This window comes from Pelomicrobium sp. G1 (assembly GCF_051905455.1).
In the GTDB taxonomy this organism is placed as follows: domain Bacteria; phylum Pseudomonadota; class Gammaproteobacteria; order Burkholderiales; family UBA6910; genus Pelomicrobium.
In genome coordinates, this window is sequence record NZ_JBQACR010000001.1 from 88546 (window position 1) to 113091 (window position 24546).

The 24546-nt window shown below is 64.9% G+C and carries 24 protein-coding genes and 2 tRNA genes; 22 read left to right on the plus strand and 4 right to left on the minus strand.

The annotated features are described in order from the left end of the window. The first annotated feature begins 13 nt into the window (after positions 1-13). The 16 genes from ispB (at position 14) to ACTFO6_RS00525 (ending at position 15000) form a co-directional block, all read left to right on the plus strand. Positions 14-982: an octaprenyl diphosphate synthase gene (gene ispB, locus ACTFO6_RS00450; RefSeq protein WP_439932488.1), complete on the plus strand. Its 969-nt coding sequence runs from the start codon at positions 14-16 to the stop codon at positions 980-982. A 108-nt stretch (positions 983-1090) separates the two neighbouring features. Continuing rightward, positions 1091-1167 (plus strand) — tRNA-Pro (locus ACTFO6_RS00455). 176 nt (positions 1168-1343) lie between these two features. After that, complete coding sequence (locus tag ACTFO6_RS00460; RefSeq protein WP_439932489.1) at positions 1344-1568, plus strand: PP0621 family protein; 225 nt, start codon at positions 1344-1346, stop codon at positions 1566-1568. After that, complete coding sequence (locus ACTFO6_RS00465) at positions 1519-3213, plus strand: two-component system sensor histidine kinase NtrB (RefSeq protein WP_439932490.1); 1695 nt, start codon at positions 1519-1521, stop codon at positions 3211-3213. The genes ACTFO6_RS00460 and ACTFO6_RS00465 overlap by 50 nt, the downstream gene beginning before the upstream one ends. After that, positions 3173-4549 (plus strand): sigma-54-dependent transcriptional regulator, encoded by a 1377-nt coding sequence (locus ACTFO6_RS00470; protein ID WP_439932491.1) that lies wholly within the window; start codon positions 3173-3175, stop codon positions 4547-4549. Before ACTFO6_RS00465 ends, ACTFO6_RS00470 begins: the two co-directional genes overlap by 41 nt. 79 nt (positions 4550-4628) lie before the next feature. Further along, the gene (ampD, locus tag ACTFO6_RS00475; RefSeq protein ID WP_439932492.1) at positions 4629-5192 is read left to right on the plus strand and encodes a 1,6-anhydro-N-acetylmuramyl-L-alanine amidase AmpD; all 564 of its coding nucleotides are present in this window, start codon (positions 4629-4631) and stop codon (positions 5190-5192) included. Positions 5193-5519: 327 nt separating this feature from the next. Then, on the plus strand, positions 5520-8366 hold the full coding sequence (locus ACTFO6_RS00480) for a ribonucleoside-diphosphate reductase subunit alpha (RefSeq protein ID WP_439932493.1): 2847 nt from the start codon (positions 5520-5522) through the stop codon (positions 8364-8366). Between the two features lie 93 nt (positions 8367-8459). Continuing rightward, on the plus strand, positions 8460-9611 hold the full coding sequence (locus ACTFO6_RS00485) for a ribonucleotide-diphosphate reductase subunit beta (RefSeq protein ID WP_439932494.1): 1152 nt from the start codon (positions 8460-8462) through the stop codon (positions 9609-9611). A 3-nt stretch (positions 9612-9614) separates the two neighbouring features. Beyond that, positions 9615-9884, plus strand: a complete 270-nt coding sequence (locus ACTFO6_RS00490) for a DUF2442 domain-containing protein (protein ID WP_439932495.1) — start codon at positions 9615-9617, stop codon at positions 9882-9884. Between the two features lie 142 nt (positions 9885-10026). Then, the gene (locus tag ACTFO6_RS00495) at positions 10027-10434 is read left to right on the plus strand and encodes a hypothetical protein (RefSeq protein ID WP_439932496.1); all 408 of its coding nucleotides are present in this window, start codon (positions 10027-10029) and stop codon (positions 10432-10434) included. A gap of 549 nt (positions 10435-10983) precedes the next feature. Next, a complete protein-coding gene (locus ACTFO6_RS00500; protein ID WP_439932497.1) occupies positions 10984-12186 on the plus strand; it encodes an MFS transporter in 1203 nt (400 codons plus the stop codon). 9 nt (positions 12187-12195) lie between these two features. Then, positions 12196-12702: an FKBP-type peptidyl-prolyl cis-trans isomerase gene (locus ACTFO6_RS00505; protein ID WP_439932498.1), complete on the plus strand. Its 507-nt coding sequence runs from the start codon at positions 12196-12198 to the stop codon at positions 12700-12702. An 82-nt stretch (positions 12703-12784) separates the two neighbouring features. Beyond that, positions 12785-13726 (plus strand): DnaJ C-terminal domain-containing protein, encoded by a 942-nt coding sequence (locus ACTFO6_RS00510; RefSeq protein ID WP_439932499.1) that lies wholly within the window; start codon positions 12785-12787, stop codon positions 13724-13726. Between the two features lie 3 nt (positions 13727-13729). After that, on the plus strand, positions 13730-14050 hold the full coding sequence (locus tag ACTFO6_RS00515) for a chaperone modulator CbpM (RefSeq protein ID WP_439932500.1): 321 nt from the start codon (positions 13730-13732) through the stop codon (positions 14048-14050). Positions 14051-14053: 3 nt separating this feature from the next. Then, on the plus strand, positions 14054-14767 hold the full coding sequence (locus ACTFO6_RS00520; protein ID WP_439932501.1) for a DUF599 domain-containing protein: 714 nt from the start codon (positions 14054-14056) through the stop codon (positions 14765-14767). Between the two features lie 20 nt (positions 14768-14787). Continuing rightward, positions 14788-15000 carry a KTSC domain-containing protein gene (locus tag ACTFO6_RS00525; RefSeq protein WP_439932502.1) on the plus strand — a complete coding sequence of 71 codons (213 nt, stop codon included), beginning with the start codon at positions 14788-14790 and terminating at the stop codon, positions 14998-15000. A gap of 189 nt (positions 15001-15189) precedes the next feature. Here ACTFO6_RS00525 and ACTFO6_RS00530 read toward each other — a convergent pair. Beyond that, positions 15190-15265 (minus strand) — tRNA-Thr (locus tag ACTFO6_RS00530). 67 nt (positions 15266-15332) lie between these two features. Then, on the minus strand, positions 15333-15758 hold the full coding sequence (locus tag ACTFO6_RS00535; RefSeq protein WP_439932503.1) for a Fur family transcriptional regulator: 426 nt from the start codon (positions 15756-15758) through the stop codon (positions 15333-15335). A gap of 179 nt (positions 15759-15937) precedes the next feature. On the opposite strand from ACTFO6_RS00535, the gene ACTFO6_RS00540 reads away from it, so the two are divergent. From ACTFO6_RS00540 to ACTFO6_RS00565, 6 genes are all read left to right on the plus strand, one after another. Further along, a complete protein-coding gene (locus ACTFO6_RS00540) occupies positions 15938-16375 on the plus strand; it encodes a type IV pilin protein (protein ID WP_439932504.1) in 438 nt (145 codons plus the stop codon). After that, positions 16369-16878: a GspH/FimT family pseudopilin gene (locus ACTFO6_RS00545; RefSeq protein WP_439932505.1), complete on the plus strand. Its 510-nt coding sequence runs from the start codon at positions 16369-16371 to the stop codon at positions 16876-16878. The genes ACTFO6_RS00540 and ACTFO6_RS00545 overlap by 7 nt, the downstream gene beginning before the upstream one ends. Continuing rightward, on the plus strand, positions 16872-17336 hold the full coding sequence (locus ACTFO6_RS00550) for a type IV pilus modification PilV family protein (protein WP_439932506.1): 465 nt from the start codon (positions 16872-16874) through the stop codon (positions 17334-17336). Before ACTFO6_RS00545 ends, ACTFO6_RS00550 begins: the two co-directional genes overlap by 7 nt. Before the next feature lie 8 nt (positions 17337-17344). Next, positions 17345-18451 (plus strand): PilW family protein, encoded by a 1107-nt coding sequence (locus tag ACTFO6_RS00555; protein WP_439932507.1) that lies wholly within the window; start codon positions 17345-17347, stop codon positions 18449-18451. A gap of 86 nt (positions 18452-18537) precedes the next feature. Beyond that, positions 18538-19077, plus strand: coding sequence for a pilus assembly PilX family protein (locus ACTFO6_RS00560; RefSeq protein WP_439932508.1), 540 nt, complete (start codon positions 18538-18540; stop codon positions 19075-19077). A 1028-nt stretch (positions 19078-20105) separates the two neighbouring features. Further along, complete coding sequence (locus tag ACTFO6_RS00565; RefSeq protein WP_439932509.1) at positions 20106-22955, plus strand: pilus assembly protein; 2850 nt, start codon at positions 20106-20108, stop codon at positions 22953-22955. Between the two features lie 135 nt (positions 22956-23090). On the opposite strand, the gene ispH is transcribed toward ACTFO6_RS00565, so the two are convergent. Together ispH and ACTFO6_RS00575 are read right to left on the minus strand one after the other, a co-directional pair. Further along, on the minus strand, positions 23091-24029 hold the full coding sequence (gene ispH, locus ACTFO6_RS00570) for a 4-hydroxy-3-methylbut-2-enyl diphosphate reductase (RefSeq protein ID WP_439932510.1): 939 nt from the start codon (positions 24027-24029) through the stop codon (positions 23091-23093). Between the two features lie 75 nt (positions 24030-24104). Further along, positions 24105-24545 carry an FKBP-type peptidyl-prolyl cis-trans isomerase gene (locus ACTFO6_RS00575; RefSeq protein ID WP_439932777.1) on the minus strand — a complete coding sequence of 147 codons (441 nt, stop codon included), beginning with the start codon at positions 24543-24545 and terminating at the stop codon, positions 24105-24107. Position 24546 lies beyond the last annotated feature (1 nt).

Below are 24546 nucleotides of genomic sequence, written 5' to 3' on the forward strand. Positions count from 1 at the left end.
TCTCGCCGCCGGCATGCCCATCGAAGCCATCCGCGATTTCGCCAAAGAGGACCTGAACGCCGTCGATCGGGTCATCCGGCAGCGACTGCACTCCGACGTCCCCCTGATCCGGCAGGTGAGCGAGTACATCGTCCAGAGCGGCGGCAAGCGCCTGCGGCCCCTGGTCCTCATCCTGTCGGCGCGGGCCTGCGGGTACTCCGGCACCGACCACCACGAGCTCGCCGCGGTGGTGGAGTTCATCCATACCGCCACCCTGCTGCACGACGACGTGGTGGACGAGTCAGCCCTGCGTCGCGGCCGGGCGACCGCCAACGCCCTGTTCGGCAACGCCGCCAGCGTGCTGGTGGGCGACTTCCTCTATTCCCGGGCGTTCCAGATGATGGTGGACGTAGGCAGCATGGCCGTCATGCGGGTGCTGGCGGACGCGACCAACACCATCGCCGAGGGCGAGGTGCTGCAGCTCATGAACTGCCACGATGCCGGCATCGATGAAGAGCGCTACCTGCGGGTGATCCGCTTCAAGACGGCCAAGCTGTTCGAGGCGGCGAGCCGGCTGGGGGCCATCTTGGGCGGGGTCGAGCCCCGGATCGAGCAGTCGATGGCCGCTTACGGCATGCACTTAGGCACGGCCTTCCAGTTGATCGATGATGTGCTCGACTACTCCGGCGACCTGCACCAGACCGGCAAGAACCTGGGGGACGACCTGGCCGAGGGCAAAGCCACGCTGCCCCTGATCCACGCCATGCGCGCGGGTTCCCCCGAGCAGGCAGCCCTGATTCGCGCCGCCATCGAGAGGGGGGGCACCGAAGAGTTCCCGTCGGTCCTGCGCACCATCCGAGAAACCGGGGCCCTCGAGTACACCCGGGCGCGAGCCGCCGCAGAATCCTGCCTCGCCGCGGCCATGCTGGAGCCCCTCGCGCCCACGCGCTACAAGGAATGTCTGCTACAATTAACCGATTTTGCGGTGACGCGAACGTATTAGCGTATTAGCCGTATTAGCGGCCGGTCTCCCGCCGGAAAGCGGCACGCGGTGAAAAAACTAAGCACGCCCGGATGAAGGCGGGGAGGGCGGTTGATTCGTTGATCGCTTCGGGGTGTAGCTCAGCCTGGTAGAGTACTGCGTTCGGGACGCAGGTGTCGGAGGTTCAAATCCTCTCACCCCGACCATTTCCTTTTTGCTTCTGCCGGTCCCGCGGCGCTGGGGAGGCGGCGCTCTCGAGGGCAACCGGATGACCCGCCGGGAACGGGGCGCGCGGCGAGCGGGCGAGCTTTTAGGCATGATGGCTAACACCGTTTGGGCTGCCGGGCAGCCCGGAAAACCTCCGGGCGGAGGGACGTGACGGGTGGGCAAGCTGCTCCTGGTGGCGCTCGTCGTCCTGGTCGTTTTCTGGATCCTCAAGGCCTACCGCAAGCACGTGGAGCGCCCCTCCTCCCCAAGCCGGGGGCCCGCCGTGGAAGACATGGTGCGTTGCGCCCATTGCGGCATTCACGTTCCTCGCAGCGAAAGCCTTTCGAGCGGTGAGCGCCACTACTGCAGCGAAGAGCACCGGCGCCTCCACGGGGGCTGAGCAACCACCCGGATCGGCCGACCCGGGTGGGCCGGCCGCGACGGCTTACCCGCCCCCGCCTTTCTGGCGTTCCCTCGCTTATTTCAACGCGTACCGGCTCGCCCTCGGCGCTATCCTTCTGGGGGCGGTGCTGCTGCTGGGCCCCGACCTGATCCTGGCCTCCGCCAACCGCCGGATCTACCTGTTCGCCGCAGTCGGCTATCTCGCCAGCGCGGCGCTTTTCGTCGCCATGATCTGGGCACGCCGGGTCCGCTTCACCGTGCAGCTCGCTCTCCAGGTGGCGGCGGACGTGCTTTTCGTCACCTTGATGATCCACGCCAGCGGGGGCATGCGCAGCGCCCTGGGCCTGCTGCTCCTGCCCACCTTGGCGGCTGCCGGGCTGATCGCCCAGGGCCGGATGGTGCTGTTCTTCGCTTCTCTTGCCAGCATGGCGGTGCTGGCCGAGGCCGCCTATGGGGTGATCAGCGGCGAGCGCTCCAGCGCCGATTTCTTCCCCACGGGGCTCCTGTGCGTCGGCTACTTCGCCACGGCCTGGCTGGCCCATGCCCTGGCGCGGCGGGTAGTGGAAAGCGAAGAGCTCGCCCGCCAGCACGGGATGCGGCTCGCCAGCATGGCCCAGATCAACCAGCTCGTGATCCAGGACATGCATGACGGCGTGCTGGTCCTGGACGGAGGCGGCCGGATCCTGCAGCGCAACTCCCAAGCCGAACGGCTGCTCGGCCTGGTCCCTGGGGCCGGGCAGGGGATAGAGATCGGGCAGCTCCTGCCGGTGCTCGGCGAGCGGCTGCGCCAGTGGCGGGAAAACCCGGAGACCCGCTTCGACCTGCTGCGGGTCTCTTCCACCAACCGGCTGGTGCGCACCCGCTTCGTGCCGACCGGCGACGGCGCCGAGGGCGGGGCGGTGCTCTTTCTCGAGGACATGAGCCGGGTCCAATCCCAGGCCCAGCAGCTCAAGCTCGCCGCCCTCGGCCGCTTGACCGCCAACATCGCCCACGAGATCCGCAACCCCCTTTCCGCCATCAACCATGCGGCGGAGCTGCTCCTGGAAGAGCGAGACCTCAACCCGACCCAGCAGCGGCTGCTCAGCATCATTCGCGACAACACCCAGCGCCTGGAGCGCATGGTGAAGGAGGTGCTGCAGTTGAACCGCCGGGACCGGGTCAACGCCGAGGTGTTCCGGCCCGAACCGTTTCTGCGCACCTTCGTGGAGGAGTTCTGCCACGGACAGCGGGTGCCCCAGGAGACCTTCGTCGTCGAGGTGGATACGGACCGGACCGTCTGCTTTGACCGTGGCCATTTGAATCAGGTATTGTGGAATTTGTGCAGCAACGCCTGGCGGCACTGCCGCAAGGCGCCCGGAAGCGTGCGGCTGCGGGCCGTGGACGGGGTCACTCCCAACCAGGTGTGCCTCGACGTGATCGACGACGGTCCGGGCATCGACCCAAAGCTGCGGGCCCAGCTCTTCGAGCCGTTCTTCACCACGGCGCCGACGGGCACCGGGCTCGGGCTCTTCATCGCCCGCGAAATCTGCGACGCCAACGGGGCGACGCTGGACTGTCTCGATGCCGACGGGGGACATTTCAGGGTGGTATGCAGGAGGGATCATGTTAAAGCGCAAAGAGCGAGCGACGCGATCCGGCTCTAGCGAGGGGCAGGTGCCCAAGGTGCTGGTGGTGGACGACGAGGCTGACATCCTGGAGCTGCTGGAGCTCACCCTGCTGCGCATGGGGCTCGACGTGGAGCGGGCAGCGAGCCTCGCCGAGGCGAAGGAAAGGCTCGCCCAAAGGAGCTTCGACCTGTGCCTCACCGACATGCGCCTGCCCGACGGCACGGGGCTGGAGCTGGTCAGCCACATCGCCGCCCAGTGCGCCGACTTGCCGGTGGCGGTGATCACCGCCCACGGCAGCACCGAGAATGCGGTGGCCGCCCTCAAGGCGGGCGCTTTCGACTACCTCGCCAAGCCCGTGTCCTTGGACCAACTGCGCACCTTGGTGAAGTCGGCCTTGAGCCTGCCCAAGGAGGCGCCCGCTAAGACCGTGCCCGAGGCGCTGCGGCTGATCGGAGAATCGGCGGCCATCGCCCAGGTGCGGGAGATGATCGAGAAGCTCTCCCGCAGCCAGGCGCCCGTCTATATCAGCGGCGAGTCCGGCAGCGGCAAGGAGCTGGCGGCCCGGCTCATCCACGAGGCGAGCGCCCGGCGCTCCAAACCTTTCGTTCCGGTCAACTGCGGCGCCATCCCCGAAAACCTTATGGAAAGCGAGTTCTTCGGTTACCGCAAAGGGGCTTTTACCGGGGCGGAGAGCGACCGGGACGGCTTTTTCCAGGCGGCCAACGGCGGAACCCTCTTTCTGGACGAGGTGGCCGATCTGCCCCTGGCGATGCAGGTGAAGCTCCTGCGGGCGATTCAGGAGAAGCGGGTGCGTAAAGTGGGTTCGACCCAGGAGGAGCCGGTGGATGTCCGCATCATCAGCGCCACCCACCAGAACCTGGCGAGCTGCGTGGAGGAGGGGCGCTTCCGCCAGGACCTCTATTACCGGTTGAACGTGATCGAGCTCAAGATGCCGGCGCTACGGGAGATGCGCGAAGACGTGCCCCTCATCGCCGAAGCGATCCTCGCCCGGCTCACCCGCGACGGTCCCGCGTGCCGGTTGTCGCCGGAGGCGGTCCAGGCACTCGCCGCCTACGACTTTCCGGGCAACGTGCGAGAGCTGGAAAACATCCTGGAGCGGGCCGTGGCTCTGTCCGGCAGCGGAGTGATCCAGGTGGCGGATCTGCAACTCACTCCGCCAGCCGGTGCGGGCGAGGCGACGCCCGTCCTGGAGGGCAAGTGGCCGCTGCAGGAATACCTGGACCGGGTCGAGAAAGAGGCGATCCTGGAGGCCCTGGAAAAGACCCGTTTCAACCGCACCGCGGCGGCGAAGCTCCTTGGGATCACCTTCCGCGCGCTGCGCTACCGGATGGAGCGCTTGGGGATCCAATGAGCGAAGGACCGGGCCGGGTGCCGTTCGCCGCGCCGCCCCTGCCCCGCCGGGCCCCGCTCCCGACAGAGACCTGGGCGACTTGAGGATCGACGAGAAAGGCCTGGCTGAGGGCGCCGAGTACATCCCTTCACCCAACTGGGATGAACGCCCTCCGGGAACGGCCATCCGGCTCCTGGTCATTCACGCTATCAGCCTGCCCCCCGGCGAGTTCGGGGGCCCCGGCATCGTCGAGCTCTTCACTAATCGGCTCGATCCCCAGGCCCATCCGTATTACCGGGAGATCGCCGGCCTCAAGGTATCGGCCCATTTTCTGCTGCGTCGCAACAGCGCCGTCATCCAGTTCGTCCCGTGCCTCAAGCGCGCCTGGCACGCCGGCGCCTCTCGCTGGCGGGGCCTCGAGCGCTGCAACGACTTCTCCATCGGGATCGAACTCGAGGGCTGCGACTGGCTTCCCTTCGAGGAAGCCCAGTACCGGGCGCTCGATGACCTGACCTGGGCCTTGCGCTCGGCCTATCCGATCGAGGACATCGTGGGCCATTCCGACATCGCCCCGGGCCGCAAAACGGACCCCGGCCCCTGTTTCGACTGGTCCCGCTACCGCGCGGCCCGGGGTTGCTGCGCGCGGTTGGCCAAGAAGGATTGAATTCCAGGTCGGCCGTCGACCGCCGTCCATCCCCCTTCCCGAGGGGCGTGCGTGGAGCGCGGCCGAAACGCACCATTCCCGCTGGAACCCCCGCCGATGTAGCGCGCCGGCTTTCACCGGCGGAGCAGGACCATTCCCGCTTTCCCCGCCGTCCCTTCATCCAGCGAAAATGGGTTGCGCTCCCGCAAATCGTCCACTAGTATTGGTGGCAGGAGAAAGATTGAGCACAAGATATAGTGGCCACAAAATATAGTGTTCATACGGATACCGCGGCACAAGGTGGCCACAAATTGAACGAAGACGTCGAGCATTGAGGGGAGATTCAGGATGCAACTCGTCACCGAAGGAGAGCGCAGCTCGTATGCGACGCCGGCGCCGGGGGGGAACCCCGACGCCTCGCTTCATCAGGACTCGCCCTACGCCCAATACAAGGTGATCCGGCGCAACGGCGCCGTGGTGGGCTTCGAGCCGGCAAAGATCGCCATCGCCATGACCAAGGCCTTCATCGCGGTGAACGGCGGCCAGGGGGCCGCTTCCGCCCGGGTGCGGGAACTGGTGGCCCAGTTGACCGAGACCGTGGTGAACGCGCTTCAAAGGCGCCAGCCCGGCGGCGGCACGTTCCACATCGAGGACATCCAGGACCAGGTGGAGCTGGCCCTCATGCGCGCCGGCGAGCACGCCGTGGCGCGAGCCTATGTCCTCTACCGGGAGGAGCGAGCTCGGGAGCGTGCCCGGCAGAAACAGGCGGGGGAGGCGCCGGCGCTGCACGTGGTGGAGGCGGGCGGGCGCCGGCCGCTGGACGTGGAGCGCCTGAAGCGCCTGATCGAGGCTTCCTGCGAAGGACTGGGCGAGGCGGTCCGGCCGGACCTGGTCCTGCAGGCCACGCTGCGCGACCTCTACGACGGCGTGCCGGCGGAGGAGGTGAGGAAGTCCTCGGTGCTGGCCGCCCGCTCCCTCATCGAGAAGGACCCGGCCTACGGCTACGTGACCGCCCGCCTGCTCCTGCACTCCATCCGGCACGAGGTGCTGGGGGAGGACGTGACCCAGGCGGAGATGGGGGAGCGCTACGCCGAGTATTTCCCCGAGTTCATCGCCCGGGGCATCCAGGCGGAGCTCCTGGACGAGCGGCTCGCCCAGTTCGACCTGAAGCGCCTGGGGGCGGCCCTGGACGCCTCCCGGGACCTCAAATTTGGCTACCTGGGGCTCCAGACCCTGTACGATCGCTACTTCCTCCACGTGGACAGCCGGCGCATCGAGCTGCCCCAGGCGTTCTTCATGCGGGTGGCCATGGGCCTGGCGCTCAACGAGATCGACCGGGAGGCCCGCGCCATCGAGTTCTACGACGTGCTGTCGAGCTTCCGTTTCATGAGCTCGACCCCCACGCTGTTCAATTCCGGCACCCGCCACAGCCAGCTCTCGAGCTGTTACCTCACCACCGTCTCCGACGACCTGGACGGCATCTTCCAGGCGATCAAGGAGAACGCCCTGCTGCAGAAGTTCGCCGGGGGGCTGGGCAACGACTGGACCCCGGTGCGGGCGCTGGGCAGCCATATCAAGGGCACCAACGGCAAGAGCCAGGGGGTGATCCCCTTCCTCAAGGTGGTGAACGACACGGCCGTCGCCGTCAACCAGGGGGGCAAGCGCAAGGGGGCGGTGTGCTCTTACCTCGAGACCTGGCACCTGGACATCGAGGAGTTCCTGGAGCTCAGAAAGAACACCGGCGACGACCGGCGCCGCACCCACGATATGAACACCGCTAACTGGGTGCCCGATCTGTTCATGAAGCGGGTGATGGAAGGGGGCGACTGGACGCTGTTCTCTCCCAACGAGGTGCCGGACCTGCACGACAAGTACGGAAAGGCCTTCGAGGAGGCCTACACCGCCTACGAGGAGAAGGCGGCGCGGGGGGAGATCAGGCTCTACAGGAAGGTTCCCGCGGTGCAGCTATGGCGCAAGATGCTCACCATGCTGTTCGAGACCGGGCACCCCTGGATCACGTTCAAGGACCCGTGCAACGTCCGCTCGCCCCAGCGCCACGTGGGAGTGGTGCATAGCTCCAACCTGTGCACCGAGATCACCCTCAATACCTCGGCCAGCGAGATCGCGGTGTGCAACCTGGGCTCGGTCAACCTGGCAGCCCACCTCGCGGACGGCAAGCTGGACGCGGAAAGGCTGCGCCGGACCATCTCCACAGCCATGCGCATGCTGGACAACGTGATCGACGTCAACTACTACGCGGTCGGCAAGGCGCGCGCTTCTAACCTCCGGCACCGCCCGGTGGGGCTCGGCATCATGGGCTTCCAGGACTGCCTGCACATGCTGCGTATCCCCTACGCGTCGGAAGAGGCAGTGGAATTCGCCGACCGCTCCATGGAAATGGTGGCCTACTACGCCTACTGGGCCTCCACCGAGCTGGCGGAGGAACGGGGGCGCTACGCCAGCTATCCCGGCAGTCTGTGGGACCGAGGCATCCTGCCCCAGGACTCCCTGGACCTCCTGGCCGAGGAGCGGGGAGGGTATCTGGAAGTGGACCGCTCCGCCACCCTGGACTGGGAGGCTCTCCGGGAGCGGATCCGCCGGCACGGCATGCGCAACTCCAACTGCATCGCCATCGCCCCCACCGCCACCATCGCCAACATCGTGGGCGTGTCGGCCTCCATCGAGCCCACTTACCAGAACCTGTACGTGAAGTCGAACCTGTCGGGGGAGTTCACCGTGGCGAACCAGTACCTGGTGGACGACCTCAAGCGCCTGGGGCTGTGGGACGAGGTGATGATCGCCGACCTCAAGTACTTCGACGGCAGCCTTTCCAGGATCGATCGCATCCCGCCGGAGATCCGCAAGCTCTACGCCACCGCCTTCGAGATCGACCCCAAATGGCTCATCGAGGCGGCAGCCCGGCGCCAGAAATGGATCGACCAGGCCCAGTCCCTGAACTTGTACATGGCCGGGGCCTCGGGCAAAAAGCTGGACGAGATCTACAAGCTTGCCTGGATCCGGGGCCTCAAGACCACCTACTACCTGAGGACCCTGGCGGCCACCAGCGCCGAGAAGTCGACGGTGCGCGCCGGCGCGCTCAACGCCGTCCCCGCGGATGGGGTCTCGGGGGAAGCCGCGCTGGCCGAGCCCAGGTTCTGCGCCATCGACGACCCGGAATGCGAGTCCTGCCAGTAACAGGTATCGGAAGTCAGGGGACAGGGATCAGATAGGAATGGACGTGGAGCGGATCCGCCTGCTCGAGCCGAAACAGACGAACATGGAGGGAACATGCTGGGTTTTGAAGACGACCTCGTGAGCCGGCCTGCCCGGGGCGTCCAGGCCCCGGAGGTGTCCACCTGGATGCCCGGGGGCGGTACGCAAGCGGCAAGACCGCCTGCCGCCATGGACAATGACTCCGCCTACCGCCGCATCCGGGTCGAAGACAAGCGCATCATCAACGGCCAGACCGACGTCAACCAACTGGTGCCGTTCAAGTACAAGTGGGCCTGGGAGAAATACCTGGCCGCCTGCGCCAACCACTGGATGCCCCAGGAGATCAACATGAACCGGGACATCGCCTTGTGGAAGGACCCCGAGGGCCTCTCCCCGGACGAGCGGCTCATCGTCAAGCGCAACCTGGGCTTTTTCGTCACCGCCGATTCCCTGGCGGCGAACAACATCGTGCTGGGAACCTACCGCCACATCACCGCTCCTGAGTGCCGCCAGTACCTGCTGCGCCAGGCCTTCGAGGAGGCGATCCATACTCACGCCTACCAGTACATCGTGGAATCCCTGGGGCTGGACGAGGGAGAGATCTTCAACGCCTACCACGAGATCCCCTGCATCCGGGACAAGGACGAGTTCCTGATCCCCTTCATCGACACCCTGACGGACCCTTCTTTCAGGACCGGCACCCAGGAAGCCGACCAGCAGCTCCTGAAGAGCCTCATCGTCTTTGCCTGCATCATGGAGGGGCTCTTCTTCTACGTGGGCTTCGTCCAGATCCTGGCCCTGGGCCGGCAGAACAAGATGACCGGCTCGGCCGAGCAATACCAGTACATTCTGCGGGACGAGTCGATGCACTGCAACTTCGGCATCGATCTCATCAACCAGATCAAGCTGGAGAATCCCCACCTCTGGACGCCGGAGTTCCGGCAGGAAATCGCCGGGCTCATCCGCCGGGGCGTGGAGCTCGAGTACCGCTACGCCGAGGACACCATGCCGCGGGGGGTGCTGGGCCTGAACGCCGCCATGTTCAAGGAGTACCTGCGTTTCATCGCCAACCGGCGCTGCCAGCAGATCGGCCTGGACCCCCTTTATCCCGGCGCCACCAACCCGTTCCCCTGGATGAGCGAGATGATCGACCTCAAGAAGGAGAAGAACTTCTTCGAGACCCGGGTGATCGAGTACCAAGTGGGCGGCACTCTGAGTTGGGACTAGCCCATGGACGCGCTGCTGTGCCAGGTCGCCGAAGTGCGTGCCGAGGCGAATTACATCCTGTGGGTGCGGTTCGAGGACGGCGTCGAAGGGCGCGTCTGCCTGGGCCCCCTGGTGGGCAAGGGCAAGTTCCGGGCATGGCTCGACGAGGACGCTTTCCGCGAGGTCAGCATTGATCCGCGCAGTAATGTGCTATCTTGGGAAAGTGGAATCGAGCTCGACGCCGATGTGCTGTACTACGACCTCATCAACAAGGCCAAGCTGGCCATGCACTAGAGCCCGGGTCGTGGACGGCGACAGGCTACTGCAGGCCGCGGCAGGCCGGCGGATCACCGCCGGCTGTGCCGCGTCCGGTGGTAGGGGGCACGCGAGTGCCAAGTGTTGTACCTTGTGTACGTAACTTGATAGGAGGTTGACCATGGCAACAAAGAAACCCGCAGCCAAGAAGGCTGCCAAACCAGCGGCGAGGAAGCCTGCGGCCAAGAAGAAGGCCACGGCGAAGAAGCCCGCCGCTAAGAAGAAAGCGCCGGCGAAGAAGCCAGCGGCCAAGAAGAAGGCTCCCGCCAAGAAGAAGGCGGCGGCCAAGAAGAAGGCCCCCGCCAAGAAGAAGGCGGCGCCGAAGAAGGCTGCGGCAAAGAAGGCCCCGGCCAAGAAGAAAGCAGCGGCCAAGAAGAAGGCCCCCGCCAAGAAGAAGGCGGCGCCGAAGAAGGCTGCGGCAAAGAAGGCCCCGACCAAGAAGAAAGCGGCTAAACCGGCTGCGGCGCCCGCTCCTGCGGCGCCGACGTCCACTTGGCCGTTTCCGCTTTCCGGCTCGGGTAGCTCTTAGCCTTCGCGTAAACTGCGGTCAGCCCTCCATGGGGGGGCTTCCTCGGGGGCTGATCCGCATTTCCAGGCTCCGGCCGGCGCCCCGCGCCGGATATGACGAAGCCCCGTTTCCGGAGCCTTTTTCCCTGCGTCGTTCGTAACACCCATCGGTTCAGGGCCGGCCTGTCGAGGGCGGCGGGGTCGTTTTTCCTCTCGATCCTCCCGTCGGCCATCGGCCCACCGGCCCTCGGCCGGCCCTGAACCGGAGCGGAAGCGGGCCGTGGAGAAGCGCTGCGAATGGGCTCGAGGGAGCCCTGCATACCTGGAATACCACGACCGGGGGTGGGGTGTGCCGTCCACGACGACCAGAGGCTGTTCGAGTTCCTACTGCTACGCGTTCATCCAGGCGGTTGGCATGGTGACACTACGTGGCCGACTGTCTCCGCTGGCGCGAGCTCGGGAACCGCTGAACTGTGCGTTGCCGGCCGTCCCGACCGGGACCTAAAATAATGCTTTATGCGGGCGGCTCGCCGCCTTGGGGGCTCGTTCGAATTTGAAGAAAGGCATCTCCATGCGCGCCGGCTCTGCCGCCATCTCCCAGTGGTTTTCCCAGGTCGGTCACAGCTACTCCCACATCTTCATGCTGCTCTACCCGACCGTGGTGCTCGCCCTGGAGCCCGAATTCGGCAAAAGCTACGGGGAGCTGCTGGTCCTGATGACCCTGGGCAATGTGCTCTTCGGCGTGGCGGCGCTGCCCGCCGGATGGCTGGGGGACCGCTGGAGCGCGGCCGGCATGATGGTCGTGTTCTTCGTCGGCACGGGGGCAGCTTCCATCCTGACCGGGCTGATGGGCTCGACCGTGGGCATCGCCGCCGGGCTCTCCCTGATCGGGTTGTTCGCTTCCATTTACCACCCGGTGGGAATGGCCTGGCTGGTGAGGAACGCCGAGAACCGGGGGCGGGCCCTGGGGGTGAATGGGGTATTCGGAAGCCTGGGCGTCGCTTCCGCCGCCCTGATCGCCGGGGTGCTCACGGACCTGGTCCACTGGCGGGCGGCCTTCATCGTCCCGGGCCTGGTCTCGGTGGCCACGGGCTCAGCCTTGTGGGTCCTGATCCGCAGCGGCAAGGTGGCGGACATCAAGGCCGACGTGAGGCCCCGGGCCGCGCCCGCCCGCGGCGCCATGGTGCGGGCCTTCATCGTGCTCTCGATCACCATGCTGTGCACGGGACTGCTGTTCCAATCCCTTTCCACCGCCATGCCGAAGATTTTCGCCGAGCGCCTGGCGGGCCTGACCGGCGGCACCGCGGCCGGGGCCGGGCTTCTGGTGTCGGTGGTCTACCTCTTCGGCATGCTCGGACAACTCGCGGGGGGCCACCTGGCGGATCGCTATTCCCTGCGGGGCACCTATATCCTGGTTTACCTGTTACAGATTCCGGTCCTGTTCTTCGCGGCGTCGTTGAGCGGCCCGCCCGCCCTCGCCGTGGTGACCATGGCGGTGCTTCTTAACACGATCGGCATTCCGGTGGAGAACAGCCTGCTCTCCCACTATTCTCCCGAGAAATGGCGCGGGACCGCTTTCGGCGCCAAGTTCGTGCTGGCCCTGGGCGTGTCCGCCCTGGGGGTCCCCCTGGTGGCGGTCCTGCGGGACGCGACCGGGGACTGGTACTGGTACTTCATGCTCATGGCCGCCATGGCGGTGCTCATCGTGGGAGCGTCCCTGGCCTTGCCCTCCGACCGCAAAGAGGCTAGGCCGCACCCGGCGGTGACTGGCTGACCCTGCCCCATGACCCAGCCGCGCGCCACGGTGAGCCACCACAAGGTGGTGGAGATCACCTACGTCATCCAGGATCTGGAGGGCCGAATCCTGGAGCAGTGCGACTTGCCGATCGCGTACCTGCACGGCGCGGGAGGCCCCATCCTAGAGAAGATCGAACGGGCCCTGGAAGGTCGTGCCGTGGGCGAGCGAGTGGAGATCACGGTGTCCCCGGACGAAGGCTTCGGGCCCCACCGCCCGGAGCTGACCTTCACCGACGATATTGAGCACGTCCCTCCCCAGTTCAGGCACATCGGCGCCGAGGCGGAGTTCGCTAACGAGCGGGGCGATGTGGTGCGGATGCGGGTCACCCGGATCGAAGGCGGCAAGCTGACCCTGGACGGCAACCATCCCCTGGCGGGCAAGACCCTGCGGTTCCGAGTGAAGGTGGTGGGGATGCGCGAGGCGAGCCCGGAGGAAATCGCGGCCGGCTTCCCTTCCGGCTCGCTCGGCGGCGCTGCCTGGAAAGGGCAATGAAGCGGCACCATGCCGTCTCGGGTGCGTCCCGGACCCGGCCCACGGCGGACCGGCATTAAAATTTTCTTGTTATCATAGCCTTATGAAGTATAAGGACTATTACCAGATCCTGGGCGTAGACCGGACGGCCTCCCTGGACGAGATCAAAAAGGCCTACCGGCGGCTCGCGCGCAAGTATCACCCGGACGTTTCCAAGGAGCCCGACGCGGAGGAGCGGTTCAAGGACGTGCAGGAAGCCTACGAGGTGCTCAAGGATCCCGAGAAGCGCCGGGCCTACGACGAGCTGGGCCACTACCAGGCCGGGCAGGAGTTCCGACCGCCGCCGGGCTGGGAGCAGCACTTCGGACCCGGCTTCGGCGATTTCGAGCATATCTTCGCCGAGGGCGACCTGGCGGATCTGTTCGAGGTTCTGACCGGACGCGCCCGACCCGGAGCGGGACGACGGGGATTCGGCAGGCGGGGCCAGGACTACGAAGTGCCGGTGGAGCTTACCCTGGAGCAGGCCTACCAGGGCACCGAGGTCACCTTCAACCTGGAGACCTCGGAAATGGACCCGTCGGGGGCGCTGCGGCGGGTGGTGCGCCCGGTCACGGTGCGGATCCCCAAGGGCGTCACCGACGGGCAGAAAATGCGCGTGCCGGGCCGAGGCGGAGCGGGCGTGGGAACCGGAGCCGCAGGGGATCTCTATCTCCACATCCGGCTGAAACCCCATCCCCTGTTCAAGCCGAACGGGCACGACCTGTACCTCAAGCTCCCCGTCGCCCCCTGGGAGGCGGCCTTGGGCGCCAGTGTCGAGGTGCCCACCTTGAGCGGCCGGGTGCGGGTCAAAGTGCCCCCGGGCGTGACCTCCGGCCAGAGCCTGCGACTCGCCGGCAAGGGCTTGCCCAAACCCGAAGGCGGCCACGGAGACCTGTACGCGGTGATCCAGATCGTCGCGCCGCCGAGCTTGAGCCCTCGGGAACGTGCTCTGTTCGAAGAGCTCTCTCGCGCCTCCACTTTCAATCCGCGCAGCCAATGGAGCTGAACGATGGACGAGAACGCCCAGATCCAGGCCGTGATACTCACCGAGGGGCTGCGCATCAGCCTCGAAGAGCTGGCGGCGGGCTCCGGTTTCACCGTAGAGGAGCTGCGCGAGCTGATCGAATACGGGGTGTTTTCGCCGGAGGAGGCTCCGGGCGGCCGCTGGATCTTTTCCTCCACCTGCCTGGCCCGCGCCCGGCGGGCGAAGCGGTTGCGGGAGGCCTTCGATCTGGACCTCCCGGCGGTCTCTCTCATGATCGCGTACCTGGAGCGCATCGACGAGCTGGAGCAGCGGCTGAGACAGCTCGAGTGCCGGCTGCTGCGCTGAGCCATGCCGGTCCTGATCCAATCCCTGAGCTGGCAGGATTGGGTGGCAGCCTTGTGGTTTGTCGCCGGCTGGAGCGGTTACAGCTACTACGCGGATTACCGCAAGTCGGCCCAGCGCGGCCTGGTGGGGATCGGCCATCTGTATCGCCTGGTATGGGCGCGTCAGATGCTCAAGCGGGAGAACCGGATCACCGATTCCACCCTGATCGGGCACCTGATGACCAGCGTGTCCTTCTTCGCTTCCACCACCGTGCTCATCATCGCCGGCGTGATTACGGTGCTCGGATCGGTGGAAAGCGTCATGCAGGTCACCGCCGATTTGCCGTTCGTGCGCCAGGCGGCGCGGGAGCTGTGGGAGATCAAGCTGATCGTGCTGCTGGCGATCTTCGTGTATGCCTTCTTCAAGTTCACCTGGTCGATCCGCCAGTTCAATCTCCTGTCCATCGTCATGGGCAGCGCCCCGTCGCCGGACGAGAACGTGGCGTCCCACGAGGCTTTCGCCCGCAAAATGGCCCAGGTCAACGGCCTTGCCGGCGACGAGTTTCACCGCGGCATCCGCGCCTATTATTTCGGCCTGGCGGCGCTCACCTGGTTCGTGCAGCCCTGGCTTTTCATGATGGCCACCGCCCTGGTGATTCTAGTGCTGTACCGCCAGAACTTCGCCTCCGCCACCCTCAAGGCGCTGCAGGCCGAGCCGTTTCCCAGAGACATGCCGTAAGCCAATCTCGATCCAGGTCCATGGAACGACGCAAACTGAGTTCTGGTCACCTCAAGTCGGCGGGCTACGACGAAAAGAACCGCCTGCTGGAGATCGAGTTCGCCAACGGAACGATCATCCAGTATTCCGGCGTATTGCCGGAAGTCTACCGGCGGCTCGTGAATTCCCCGTCACCCACCTCCTATTTCCGCGACCACATCGAGGAGGAATACACCGGGCGCCGGATCAGGTGACCGGCGGGGCTGAGGCGCCCCGGCGGCTCGGAGAAAATCCGATGGCGGGCATGGCGGTATAACGCGCTTTGGGACACCATTCAGCCGCGTTTCGCGGTCCTCTACGTCACCCGCTGAAGGCGGGTTCGCCGCCTTTTGATGGGGCTTGGCCGTTCTGGAGTGGGATTACAGGGCGGGCTTTTGCGTTCGTGGTGCTGATGGCGTGACTCGAACACGCGACCTGCCGATTACGAATCGGCTGCTCTACCAACTGAGCTACATCAGCGACCGGGCGAAATTATAAGCACCGTGCCCATCCGCGCGCAACGCGCCGCCCCCGGCGTACCGGGGGATCAGGAGGCGGTGCGGGGGCGAACCCGGACGATCACGTCGATCCCTTCCGTCACCACGTCTTCCGGGAGCTTCGGCAGCCCCTCGATCCGCACCGTGCTTGCGTCGATGTCGGTCAACGTGCCATTGACCACGTCGTACAGATGGTGATGCTCGGAAGTATTGGGATCGTAAAACACCCTGTTCGGATCGGCGATGACTTCCCTGATCAGCCCTTTGCGGACGAAGAGCTTGAGCGTGTTGTAGACCGTGGCTTTCGAAGTTTCCGGCTGATGCGCGTTCACCATCGCCAGGACCTGATCCGCGGAAAGATGCTGCTGGCGCGAGAAGAGGGCGTAGGCGATCTCGATCCGCTGGTGCGTGGGTGTAATGCCATGCCGGCGCAGCAGATCCGGAATGGCCGTCCTGGACAAATGCAACTCATTCATAGCATTACATTATCCCTATTTTCGACGGCCATGTCCATAAAGCCCGTTCGTCCTGGCGCCTAACAATTGTTAACTTTGCGCCGCTCGTGCCGGCAAACCGACCGAACGTCGGACTTCTTTTGACCCCCCAAAACGGCTGCCCCTATAGTTGGGCCGCGCAATCAGAAAGGCATAGAGCCATGCAACGGGCCAAAGGGTTCACTCTGGTGGAGGTGATGATCGTCGTCGTGGTCCTCGGTATCCTGGCCACGATCGCGCTGCCGGCGTACCGGGACTACGTCCTGCGGGGAAAGCTCACGGAAGCGTTCACCAACCTGAGCGATTGGCGGGTCCGGATGGAGCAGTTCTACCAGGACAACCGGCGTTACGACAACGGATCGGGCGGCTGCGGAGCGGCAGGACCCGCCGCCGGGAACGCCAAGTACTTCACGTACACATGCGCTCCCGGAACTGCGCCCGCGCAGACATTTACCGCAACCGCGACGGGCACGGGCGATCTTGCCGGCTTCACGTTCACCATCGACCAGGCGAACAACAAGGTCACTACCGCGGTGCCGGCCGGCTGGAGCGGCGCAGCCGCCACCTGCTGGGTGCGCAGGAAGGACGGGTCGTGCTGAGGCAGTCCGGCGTAACGCTCATCGAGCTCATGATCGGCATCGCCCTTCTGGCCCTGCTGTTGTTCATTGGCGTCGAGTCTTATCGCGCCTGGATCCAGAACACCCAGGTACGCACGGCGGCCGAGGCGATCCTGAACGGGCTGCAGCTCGCCCGGGGGGAGGCGGTACGGCGTAACGACAACGTCCAGATCGTTCTTTCCGGCGGCACCGGCTGGACGGTGAGCGTGGCGAACACCGGCGAGGCGATCCAATCGAGGACCGACGGCGAGGATGGCCAGAACGCCAAGTTTACGGTGACCCCGGCGGGGGCGACCACCGTCACCTTCAACGGGCTGGGCCGGGTGGTGACCAACCTGGACGGGAGTCCCTCCATTTCCCAGGTGGAAGTGAGCTCCCTCACCCTTGCGGACGCCGAGACCCGCAAGCTGCAGGTCCGGGTTGGAGTGGGGGACATCCGCATGTGCGATCCCCAGCTCTCCGCCCCGGATCCGAGGGCATGCTGACCATGACCTGGACGACGCCAGAGCGTGTCACCCTCCACCGGCAGTCGGGCGCCTTCCTGCTGGAGGCGCTGATCGCCATCCTCATTTTCTCCATGGGCATCCTGGCCCTGGTGGGGCTGCAGGCGGCCTCCATCAGCACCGTGTCGGAGGCCAAATACCGCGCCGACGCGGCCTACCACGCCAACCGCATCATCGGCGAGATGTGGGTCGACCTGACGAACTTGGCGACCTACGCCTGCGATCCGTGCACGACGTCGAGCGGCAACGCCAAGACCCAGGCGTGGGTGGCGGACATTCAGGGCAGCGCGGAGAAGGGATTGCCGGGCGTCACCGACGCGGCGAACCAGCCTTCCATCGCGGTGAACGGAAGCGCCGTCACCGTGACCTTGAGGTGGCAAGTGCCCAGGACGAGCGTGGTTCACAACCACGTCGCCACTGCCTACATCAGCGGTCCGTGAGGCGAGAGATGAGCGTGAGACGAATCCAGCCTATCGACCGTCCGAGTGCCGGCTTCAGCCTGGTGGAGATCATGGTGGCCGTGGTGATCGCCCTGATCGGCGTCGTCGTAGTGTTCCAGGTGTTCGCCGTCTCCGAGGGCTACAAGCGCACCACCACCAGTGGCGGAGACGCCCAGACCAACGGGGCCCTCGCCCTGTTCACCATAGAGCGGGATGCGCGCATGGCGGGCTACGGCATCAACGACGGCGATCTCCTGAGCTGCAAGATTCTCGCCTACCACGAAGGCCCCCCTGCGCGAGAGTTCGATTTCCGCATGGTTCCCGTGGAAATCACCGACGGGGCCGCGGGCGCTCCCGACACGATCGCCATCATGTACAGCAGTTCTGACCTGAGGCCGGAGCCCGCGAAGCTCACCCAGAACATGCCTTCCCCCTCGGCGACTTTCAAGGTGGATAACCGTTACGGTTTCATCGAGGGGGACCTGATCGTGGCCGCCGAGGCGGGAAAGGATTGCACCCTGGCCCAGGTCACCGGCGTGCCGGGTACTCCCGGGCAGTCGGACAACGTGATCCACAACTCCGGCAATTACACCAACGCGGAAGGGCAGAACGTGCCCGCCAAATACAACAAGGCAGGCGGGCTCGGGGTCGCTTATACCACCAATGGGAAGCTCTACAACCTGGGCGGGGCTCCGGTTACCAACATTTACTCCATCGCCAGCGGCAAGCTGCAAGTGCAGGAGCTGCTGATCTCCGCTTCCGCCAATGCGATCGTGGACGGCATCGTGCAATTACAGGCCGAGTACGGAAAAGACGACGGTTTCGGCGGAACCGTGGCAGGGGATGGCATTGTGGATCATTGGGAGGCGGCTTCGCCGCCAGCCGGGGACCCGACGGCCTGGGCGCGGGTGATCGCGATTCGCCTGGCCGTGGTGGCGCGCAGCGCCCTTCCCGAGCGCCCCGATCCTGACGGAGTGTGCCGGACCACCACTGCGGCGCCCACGTGGGCGGGCGGGAGCATCGATCTTTCCGCGGATCCCAACTGGCAGTGCTACCGGTACAAAGTATTCGAGACCACGGTGCCTCTGCGCAACCAGATATGGAAGCCGGCGTGACCATGGATCATGGCAGAACGCGGTTATTCGGGTTTGGGAAGAGCGCATCAAGCGCTGGCGGGAGTCCCTCGCACCAGCGAGGAGTCGTGCTGTTCATCGTGTTGATCGTCCTGGTGGCGATGACGCTGGCCGGTATCGCCATGGTGCGCTCGGTGGACACGGGGAACGTGATTTCCGGCAACCTCGCCTTCAAGCAGACCACGATCCACGCGGCGGACCGGGGCATCCAGGCTGCTTACGACTGGCTGGTGGCCAACAGCGCCGGGACCACACTGCAAAACACCGACCTCACCAAGGGCTATTACTCTTCGCGCCCGGCTGAGGAGAAGTGGACCGACCCGAGCAAGTGGTCCAGCGCGGTGACCTTGCCGGATGACGGCTCTGGCTACACGGTGAGCTACGTGATCCACCGCATGTGCAAGGATCCGGACAAGCCGTACAACGGAACCGATCAGCAATGCGCGATCAGCTTTCCTTCCGGCGCGGGGTCGAGCGGCGGCAGCATGGCGGTGGGGGCCACGGTGTTCGAAGGAAATCCCCAGCTCTATTACCGGATCACCGCGCGGGTGGTAGGGCCGCGCAACACGGTGAGCATCGTTCAAGCGGTCGTGCTGCTTCAGGTTTGAAGTCTGACGAGCCATATCCCATGAAAGGGGCGACCATGACCAGGCCATCCGGAATGAAAGCCGCCGCCATCGGGACGGCGCTGATGGCGGTTTCCACTCTGGCCAAGGCGGAGATCACCGATCTCGCCAACGCGCCGCTCATCAACTCGTCCACGACGGCGGTCCTGCCGAACCTCATGTTCGTGCTGGACAACTCGGGGAGCATGGACTTTGACTTTACTCCAGACAACGTGTACTACAGGCCGGGTGGCCCTCACCCCTATGGCACTTTGCCTGGCGGTAATACCGGAACCGGTAAAGAGCGCTGTCTCAATAGTTCATGTTCTTCGAAGACTGACGCGATCAAGCCGGGAGACCCGCCCTATTACTCGGCCCAATTTAATACCCAGTTCTACAACCCCCAAATCACTTACAAGCCGGGATTGAAAGCCGACGGCACTAGCTACGGAGACCAAAGCATAACGGCGGCGAGAGACGACCCTTATCGCTTTCCAACCGGATCCACTACGGACTTGACTAAAAGCTTTCCCGAAACGGTCTATTGCAAAGGAAGCTCGGATAACGCCAACAATGATGCCAACTATCCGGATAAATGTAAAAGGCATGGGATAGAAGTTCTTTCCCCGTTCCTCTACGACTCCAATTCAGCGGCCAACGGTTTGCCAGACGGAGCCGTTAGTTCCACAAGCAGCAATTACAAGTTTCCTCGTACCCGAAACAGCAACCCCCACTATTTCACCATCAAACCTCGGGAATGGTGCGCCGACAGTACGCTTGTGGACTGCGTGGGGTCGAGCGGACCGACAGCTACCTATCCGGTGCCCGCATATGTTCGCTATTGTCAATCCGCCAGCATTGCAAGTGACGGTGGTGTGGTAAGCGGAACCTCGGGGGGGAAGCCAAAGTGCCAAGCCAAATACGACAGCAGCACCCATCGTTACGTCCGTTACGGAAAATTCACGCGAACCGACATTGTTCCAGCCAAGACCAACTATGGCGGAGAGACGCTCTGGTCTGGCGCACCCGACGTGCGCGCCAACCGTACGGATTGCGCCACCCCGCCCAATTGCACCTACGAGGAGGAAGCCAGGAACTTCGCCAATTGGTGGTCTTATTACCGCACCCGCATGCTCATGATGAAAACCGCGGCGGGTCGCGCTTTCAACACCATCGGGGATGCTTATCGGGTAGGCTTCATTACGATCAACCCGGGCAGCCCGGTGAGCAGCAGTCAATACTTGAAGCTCGATAAGTTCGACGCCACCCATAAGGGAAGTTGGTATTCCAAGTTCTACGCAATCAGTCCTGGAGGGGGTACGCCTCTGCGCGAGGCGCTCTCCCGGGTGGGGAGGCACTACGCTGGTGTGACAACGGGGATCAATAACGGCATGCCGGACGATCCGGTGCAGTTTTCCTGCCAGCAAAATTTCACGTTGCTGACCACCGACGGTTACTGGAACAGCAACGCAGGCCAGAAGATCGATGGAACTTCGATCGGCAACCAGGACAATGTGGACAGCGGCTATTCCAAGCGCTCGGACGGCGCCTACGATGGAGGCCTTTCCGGAGCCAGCAACACGCTGGCCGATGTGGCTATGTATTACTACAAGACGGATTTGCGCCCCTCCCTGGAAGACAACGTGCCCACGACTTCAAGGGACTCGGCGGCCCATCAGCACATGGTCACGTTTACCCTGGGACTGGGGCTCTCCGGACTGATGGACTACCGATCCGACTACGAAACGGCCACCAGTGGAGATTTTTACAAGATCAAGACCGCCACCAAGGGTTGCTCTTGGGGCAGCTCTGGCGCAGTTTGCAACTGGCCGGTACCCGCAGCCGATTCGCCCAGCGCATTGGACGATTTGTGGCACGCCGCCGTCAACGGTCGCGGCATTTATTTCAGCGCTACGGATCCCAACTCCTTGAGCTCGGGCATCGCCGGATCGCTTTCCGCCTTGAGTGCCCGCACCGGGGCGGCCGCGGCGGCGGCCACCAGCAGCCCCAACGTGACCGAGACTGACAACTTCATCTACAGCTCCACCTTCCGGACGGTGAAGTGGGACGGAGAAATCGTCGCCCAGCGGATCGACCCGGCGACCGGAAATGTGGTGAGCACGTTGGAATGGTCCACCACGGGCGGTCCCTCACCCCTCAACAGCAAAGTATCTTCAACTTCAGACGCGCGCACGATCTATACCTTCGATTCCGGAGCGGCGACCAAACTAAAGGCGTTTTCATGGGCTGGCCTGACCTCGGGAGAGCAGGGGTACTTCGACAACAAGGTGTGCGGCACCTTCTCCCAGTGTTCCTCGCTGACCGATGCCCAGAAGTCGGAGGCCAACAAGGGGCAGAATCTGGTCAATTATCTGCGGGGCCAGACCCAGCATGAGGGAACCCTCTACCGGGATCGAGAGCTCACGCTGGGCGATCCGGTGAGCGCGAAACCGGTATACGTGAAGGCCCCTCGGTTCGGCTTTACCAGTCCCGCCACCCCCGACTATGCGGCGTTCAAAGTGGCGAACGGCGCCCGCCAGGCGATGCTCTACGTGGCTGCCAACGACGGCATGCTGCACGCCTTCAACGCCGATACGGGGGAAGAGCGCTGGGCTTACGTGCCCCGCATGCTGCTGCCGAACCTTTACAAGCTGGCGGAGGCCAATTACGCCGCCACCCACAGCTTCTTCGTCGACGGCTCGCCCCAGGTCATGGACGTGGTGATCGGGGGCGCCTGGAGGACCATCCTGGTAGGCGGGCTGAACGCCGGCGGACGGGGATACTACGCCTTGGACATCACCGATCCCGCCAATCCCAAGGCCCTGTGGGAAATTTGCCATGACAGCACCCTGTGTGCCGTGTCCGATCCGGACATGGGCTACAGCTATGGCAACCCGGTGATCACCCAGCGGCCGACGGACGGCAAGTGGGTCGTGCTGGTGACCTCGGGCTACAACAACGTGAGCCCCGGCACGGGGCGCGGGTACCTCTTCATCCTCGACGCCGGGACCGGGGCGGTGCTGCGCAAGGTGGACACGGGGGTGGGGGATACGGCGACTCCCAGCGGCCTAGCCAAGATCAGCGCCTACGCCGACGACTTCAACCTGAACAACACGGCCAAGTGGGTCTATGGCGGCGACCTGCTGGGTAATGTGTGGCGCTTCGACTTGCAGACTGACCCGCCCGGGGTGCTCAAGATCGCCGAGCTCAAGGACGGAAGTGGCAAGCCCCAGTCGGTAACGGTCTCCCCCGAGCTCGGACTGGTGCTCGGCCATCGAGTGGTTTACGTCGGCACGGGACGCTATCTGGGCGTGAACGACTTAGTGGATCCCGCCACGCTGGGGCTGCCCTACGCGTACCAGCAGTCGATCTACGCCATCAAGGACAGCAATGTCGCCCATGGGAACTTCCGCGCGAGCGGCGCCGTCCAGCAAGCCATCACCCAATTGGACCCGACGACCCGCACCATCAGCAACAATCCGGTGGATTGGACTTCGGGTACCGGCTGGTACGTGGATCTGAATCCCGCCAATTTGTCCCCGGGCGAGCGGGTCAACCTGGATCCCCAACTCGTGCTGGGAACCCTGGTGGTGGCGAGTAACATTCCCAGCGCGACGCCCTGCACGGTGGGAGGGGAAAGCTGGATCTACCAGTTTAACTATGCCACGGGCGGCTACGTGGCGACGGCCCCGTCCCACATTGTGGCGACCAAGCTGCCGGGCAACACCCTGGCCGTGGGCATGGTGATCGTGCGGCTTCCCAGCGGCCAGCTCAAGGTCATCACCACCGGCGCCGCCGGGAACAAGGAAACGCTGGGCGTGCACACGGGGGGCGGCGGCGGGGGCGGCCGCAAGATCTCCTGGCGGGAGTTGATCAAGTAGTTTTTTGGTAGCACGGTGCGCTTCGGCGCACCGTTCGCTGACGTCGTTCGGCGCGTTTCGCCCGCCTTCCGCGACCCGTGCGGCGCAGGCAGGCTTCGCTCAAGCACCATGCCTGGGTGCCCGACCGCCGTCGAGCTATCCTTCCGCGCTGGCGGACAACAACGATCGGGGCAGGGGGAACGTGACCGCTTCCTCGATGCCTTCCAGCTCGATCACCTGGTCCGCCCCCAATTCTCGCAGGCGGGCGACCACCTGGCGCACCAGCAGCTCCGGCGCCGATGCCCCGGCGGTGACGCCGATCCGGGGTTGCCCCTGCACCCAGGCCGGTTGGATTTCCTGGGCGGAGTCCACCAGGTGGGCCCGGGCGCCGGCGCTTTGCGCCACCTCCCGCAGGCGGTTGGAGTTGGAGCTGTTGGGCGAGCCCACCACGATGATCACCGGGCACTGGCTGGCCAGGAGCTTCACCGCGTCCTGGCGGTTCTGGGTGGCGTAGCAGATGTCGTCTTTGCGGGGGCCCACGATGCGTGGGAAGCGCTTTTTCAGCGCCGCCACGATCTTCAGGGTGTCGTCCACCGAGAGAGTGGTCTGGGTGACGAAGGCCAGGTTGTTTTCGTCCGCCACTCGAAGCCGCTCCACGTTCTCGACGGATTCGACCAGATAGATGCCGCCTTCGCACTGCCCCATGGTGCCCTCGACCTCGGGATGGCCGCGGTGGCCGATCATGACGATTTCCCGCCCCTGGGCCCGCATGCGGGCCACTTCCACGTGGACCTTGGTCACCAGCGGGCAGGTGGCGTCCAGCACTCGCAGATCCCGGGCCTGCGCTTCACGACGCACCGCCTGGGACACGCCATGGGCGCTGAAGATGACCACGCTGCCCGGAGGCACTTCTTCCAGGGTTTCCACGAAGATCGCCCCCTTGCGACGCAGGTCGTCCACCACGTAGCGGTTGTGGACCACTTCGTGGCGCACGTAAACCGGCGCGCCATAGAGAGCGAGCGCCCGCTCGACGATTTCGATCGCCCGGTCGACGCCGGCGCAGAAACCGCGGGGATTGGCGAGAAGAACGTCCATAAAAGTGATCCGAAAGGTTGCAAAAGTCGATGCTAGCCTATGCCGGCGCCGGAGGATACCCCGGTCGCGGCGCGGCTATTCCAGGATTTCCACCAGCTCCACCTCGAAAATCACGTCGCAGTCGCTCAAAGGGTGGTTGAAATCCACGGTGACCGTGTCTTTTTCCACCCGACACACGACGCCGGACAAGGTATCCCCGCTCGGGAGGGTGAACTCCAGGAGCCGGCCCGGCTCCGGCGCCACCTCGGCGGGAAAGACTTCCCGGGGAAGGGTCTGCTCCAGCTCGGGCCGGCTCAAGCCGAAGGCTTCCGCCGCCGCGAGAAAGACCGTCCGCCGCTCGCCCGGGGCGAGGCCGAGCACGATCCGCTCCAGGCTCGAGTGAAGCTCGCCCGTGCCCAAGGTGAGGAGGACGGGGGTCTCCCCGAAAGTGGTCGAGATCTCGGTCCCGTCGGCGGCCGCGAGCCGATAGTGCAGGCTTACCCGGTCGCCGCTGCAGGCCACCCGCCGGCCGGACATG

Excerpts from the sequence above, each read along its gene's own strand:
- ispB (WP_439932488.1), top strand. The coding sequence starts at position 14 with ATGCCCATCGAAGCCATCCGCGATTTCGCCAAAGAGGACCTGAACGCC.
- ACTFO6_RS00470 (WP_439932491.1), top strand. The coding sequence starts at position 3,173 with ATGTTAAAGCGCAAAGAGCGAGCGACGCGATCCGGCTCTAGCGAGGGG.
- ACTFO6_RS00480 (WP_439932493.1), top strand. The coding sequence starts at position 5,520 with ATGCAACTCGTCACCGAAGGAGAGCGCAGCTCGTATGCGACGCCGGCG.
- ACTFO6_RS00485 (WP_439932494.1), top strand. The coding sequence starts at position 8,460 with ATGCTGGGTTTTGAAGACGACCTCGTGAGCCGGCCTGCCCGGGGCGTC.
- ACTFO6_RS00490 (WP_439932495.1), top strand. The coding sequence starts at position 9,615 with ATGGACGCGCTGCTGTGCCAGGTCGCCGAAGTGCGTGCCGAGGCGAAT.
- ACTFO6_RS00495 (WP_439932496.1), top strand. The coding sequence starts at position 10,027 with ATGGCAACAAAGAAACCCGCAGCCAAGAAGGCTGCCAAACCAGCGGCG.
- ACTFO6_RS00500 (WP_439932497.1), top strand. The coding sequence starts at position 10,984 with ATGCGCGCCGGCTCTGCCGCCATCTCCCAGTGGTTTTCCCAGGTCGGT.
- ACTFO6_RS00505 (WP_439932498.1), top strand. The coding sequence starts at position 12,196 with ATGACCCAGCCGCGCGCCACGGTGAGCCACCACAAGGTGGTGGAGATC.
- ACTFO6_RS00510 (WP_439932499.1), top strand. The coding sequence starts at position 12,785 with ATGAAGTATAAGGACTATTACCAGATCCTGGGCGTAGACCGGACGGCC.
- ACTFO6_RS00515 (WP_439932500.1), top strand. The coding sequence starts at position 13,730 with ATGGACGAGAACGCCCAGATCCAGGCCGTGATACTCACCGAGGGGCTG.
- ACTFO6_RS00520 (WP_439932501.1), top strand. The coding sequence starts at position 14,054 with ATGCCGGTCCTGATCCAATCCCTGAGCTGGCAGGATTGGGTGGCAGCC.
- ACTFO6_RS00525 (WP_439932502.1), top strand. The coding sequence starts at position 14,788 with ATGGAACGACGCAAACTGAGTTCTGGTCACCTCAAGTCGGCGGGCTAC.
- ACTFO6_RS00535 (WP_439932503.1), bottom strand. The coding sequence starts at position 15,758 with ATGAATGAGTTGCATTTGTCCAGGACGGCCATTCCGGATCTGCTGCGC.
- ACTFO6_RS00540 (WP_439932504.1), top strand. The coding sequence starts at position 15,938 with ATGCAACGGGCCAAAGGGTTCACTCTGGTGGAGGTGATGATCGTCGTC.
- ACTFO6_RS00550 (WP_439932506.1), top strand. The coding sequence starts at position 16,872 with ATGCTGACCATGACCTGGACGACGCCAGAGCGTGTCACCCTCCACCGG.
- ACTFO6_RS00555 (WP_439932507.1), top strand. The coding sequence starts at position 17,345 with ATGAGCGTGAGACGAATCCAGCCTATCGACCGTCCGAGTGCCGGCTTC.
- ispH (WP_439932510.1), bottom strand. The coding sequence starts at position 24,029 with ATGGACGTTCTTCTCGCCAATCCCCGCGGTTTCTGCGCCGGCGTCGAC.
- ACTFO6_RS00575 (WP_439932777.1), bottom strand. The coding sequence starts at position 24,545 with ATGTCCGGCCGGCGGGTGGCCTGCAGCGGCGACCGGGTAAGCCTGCAC.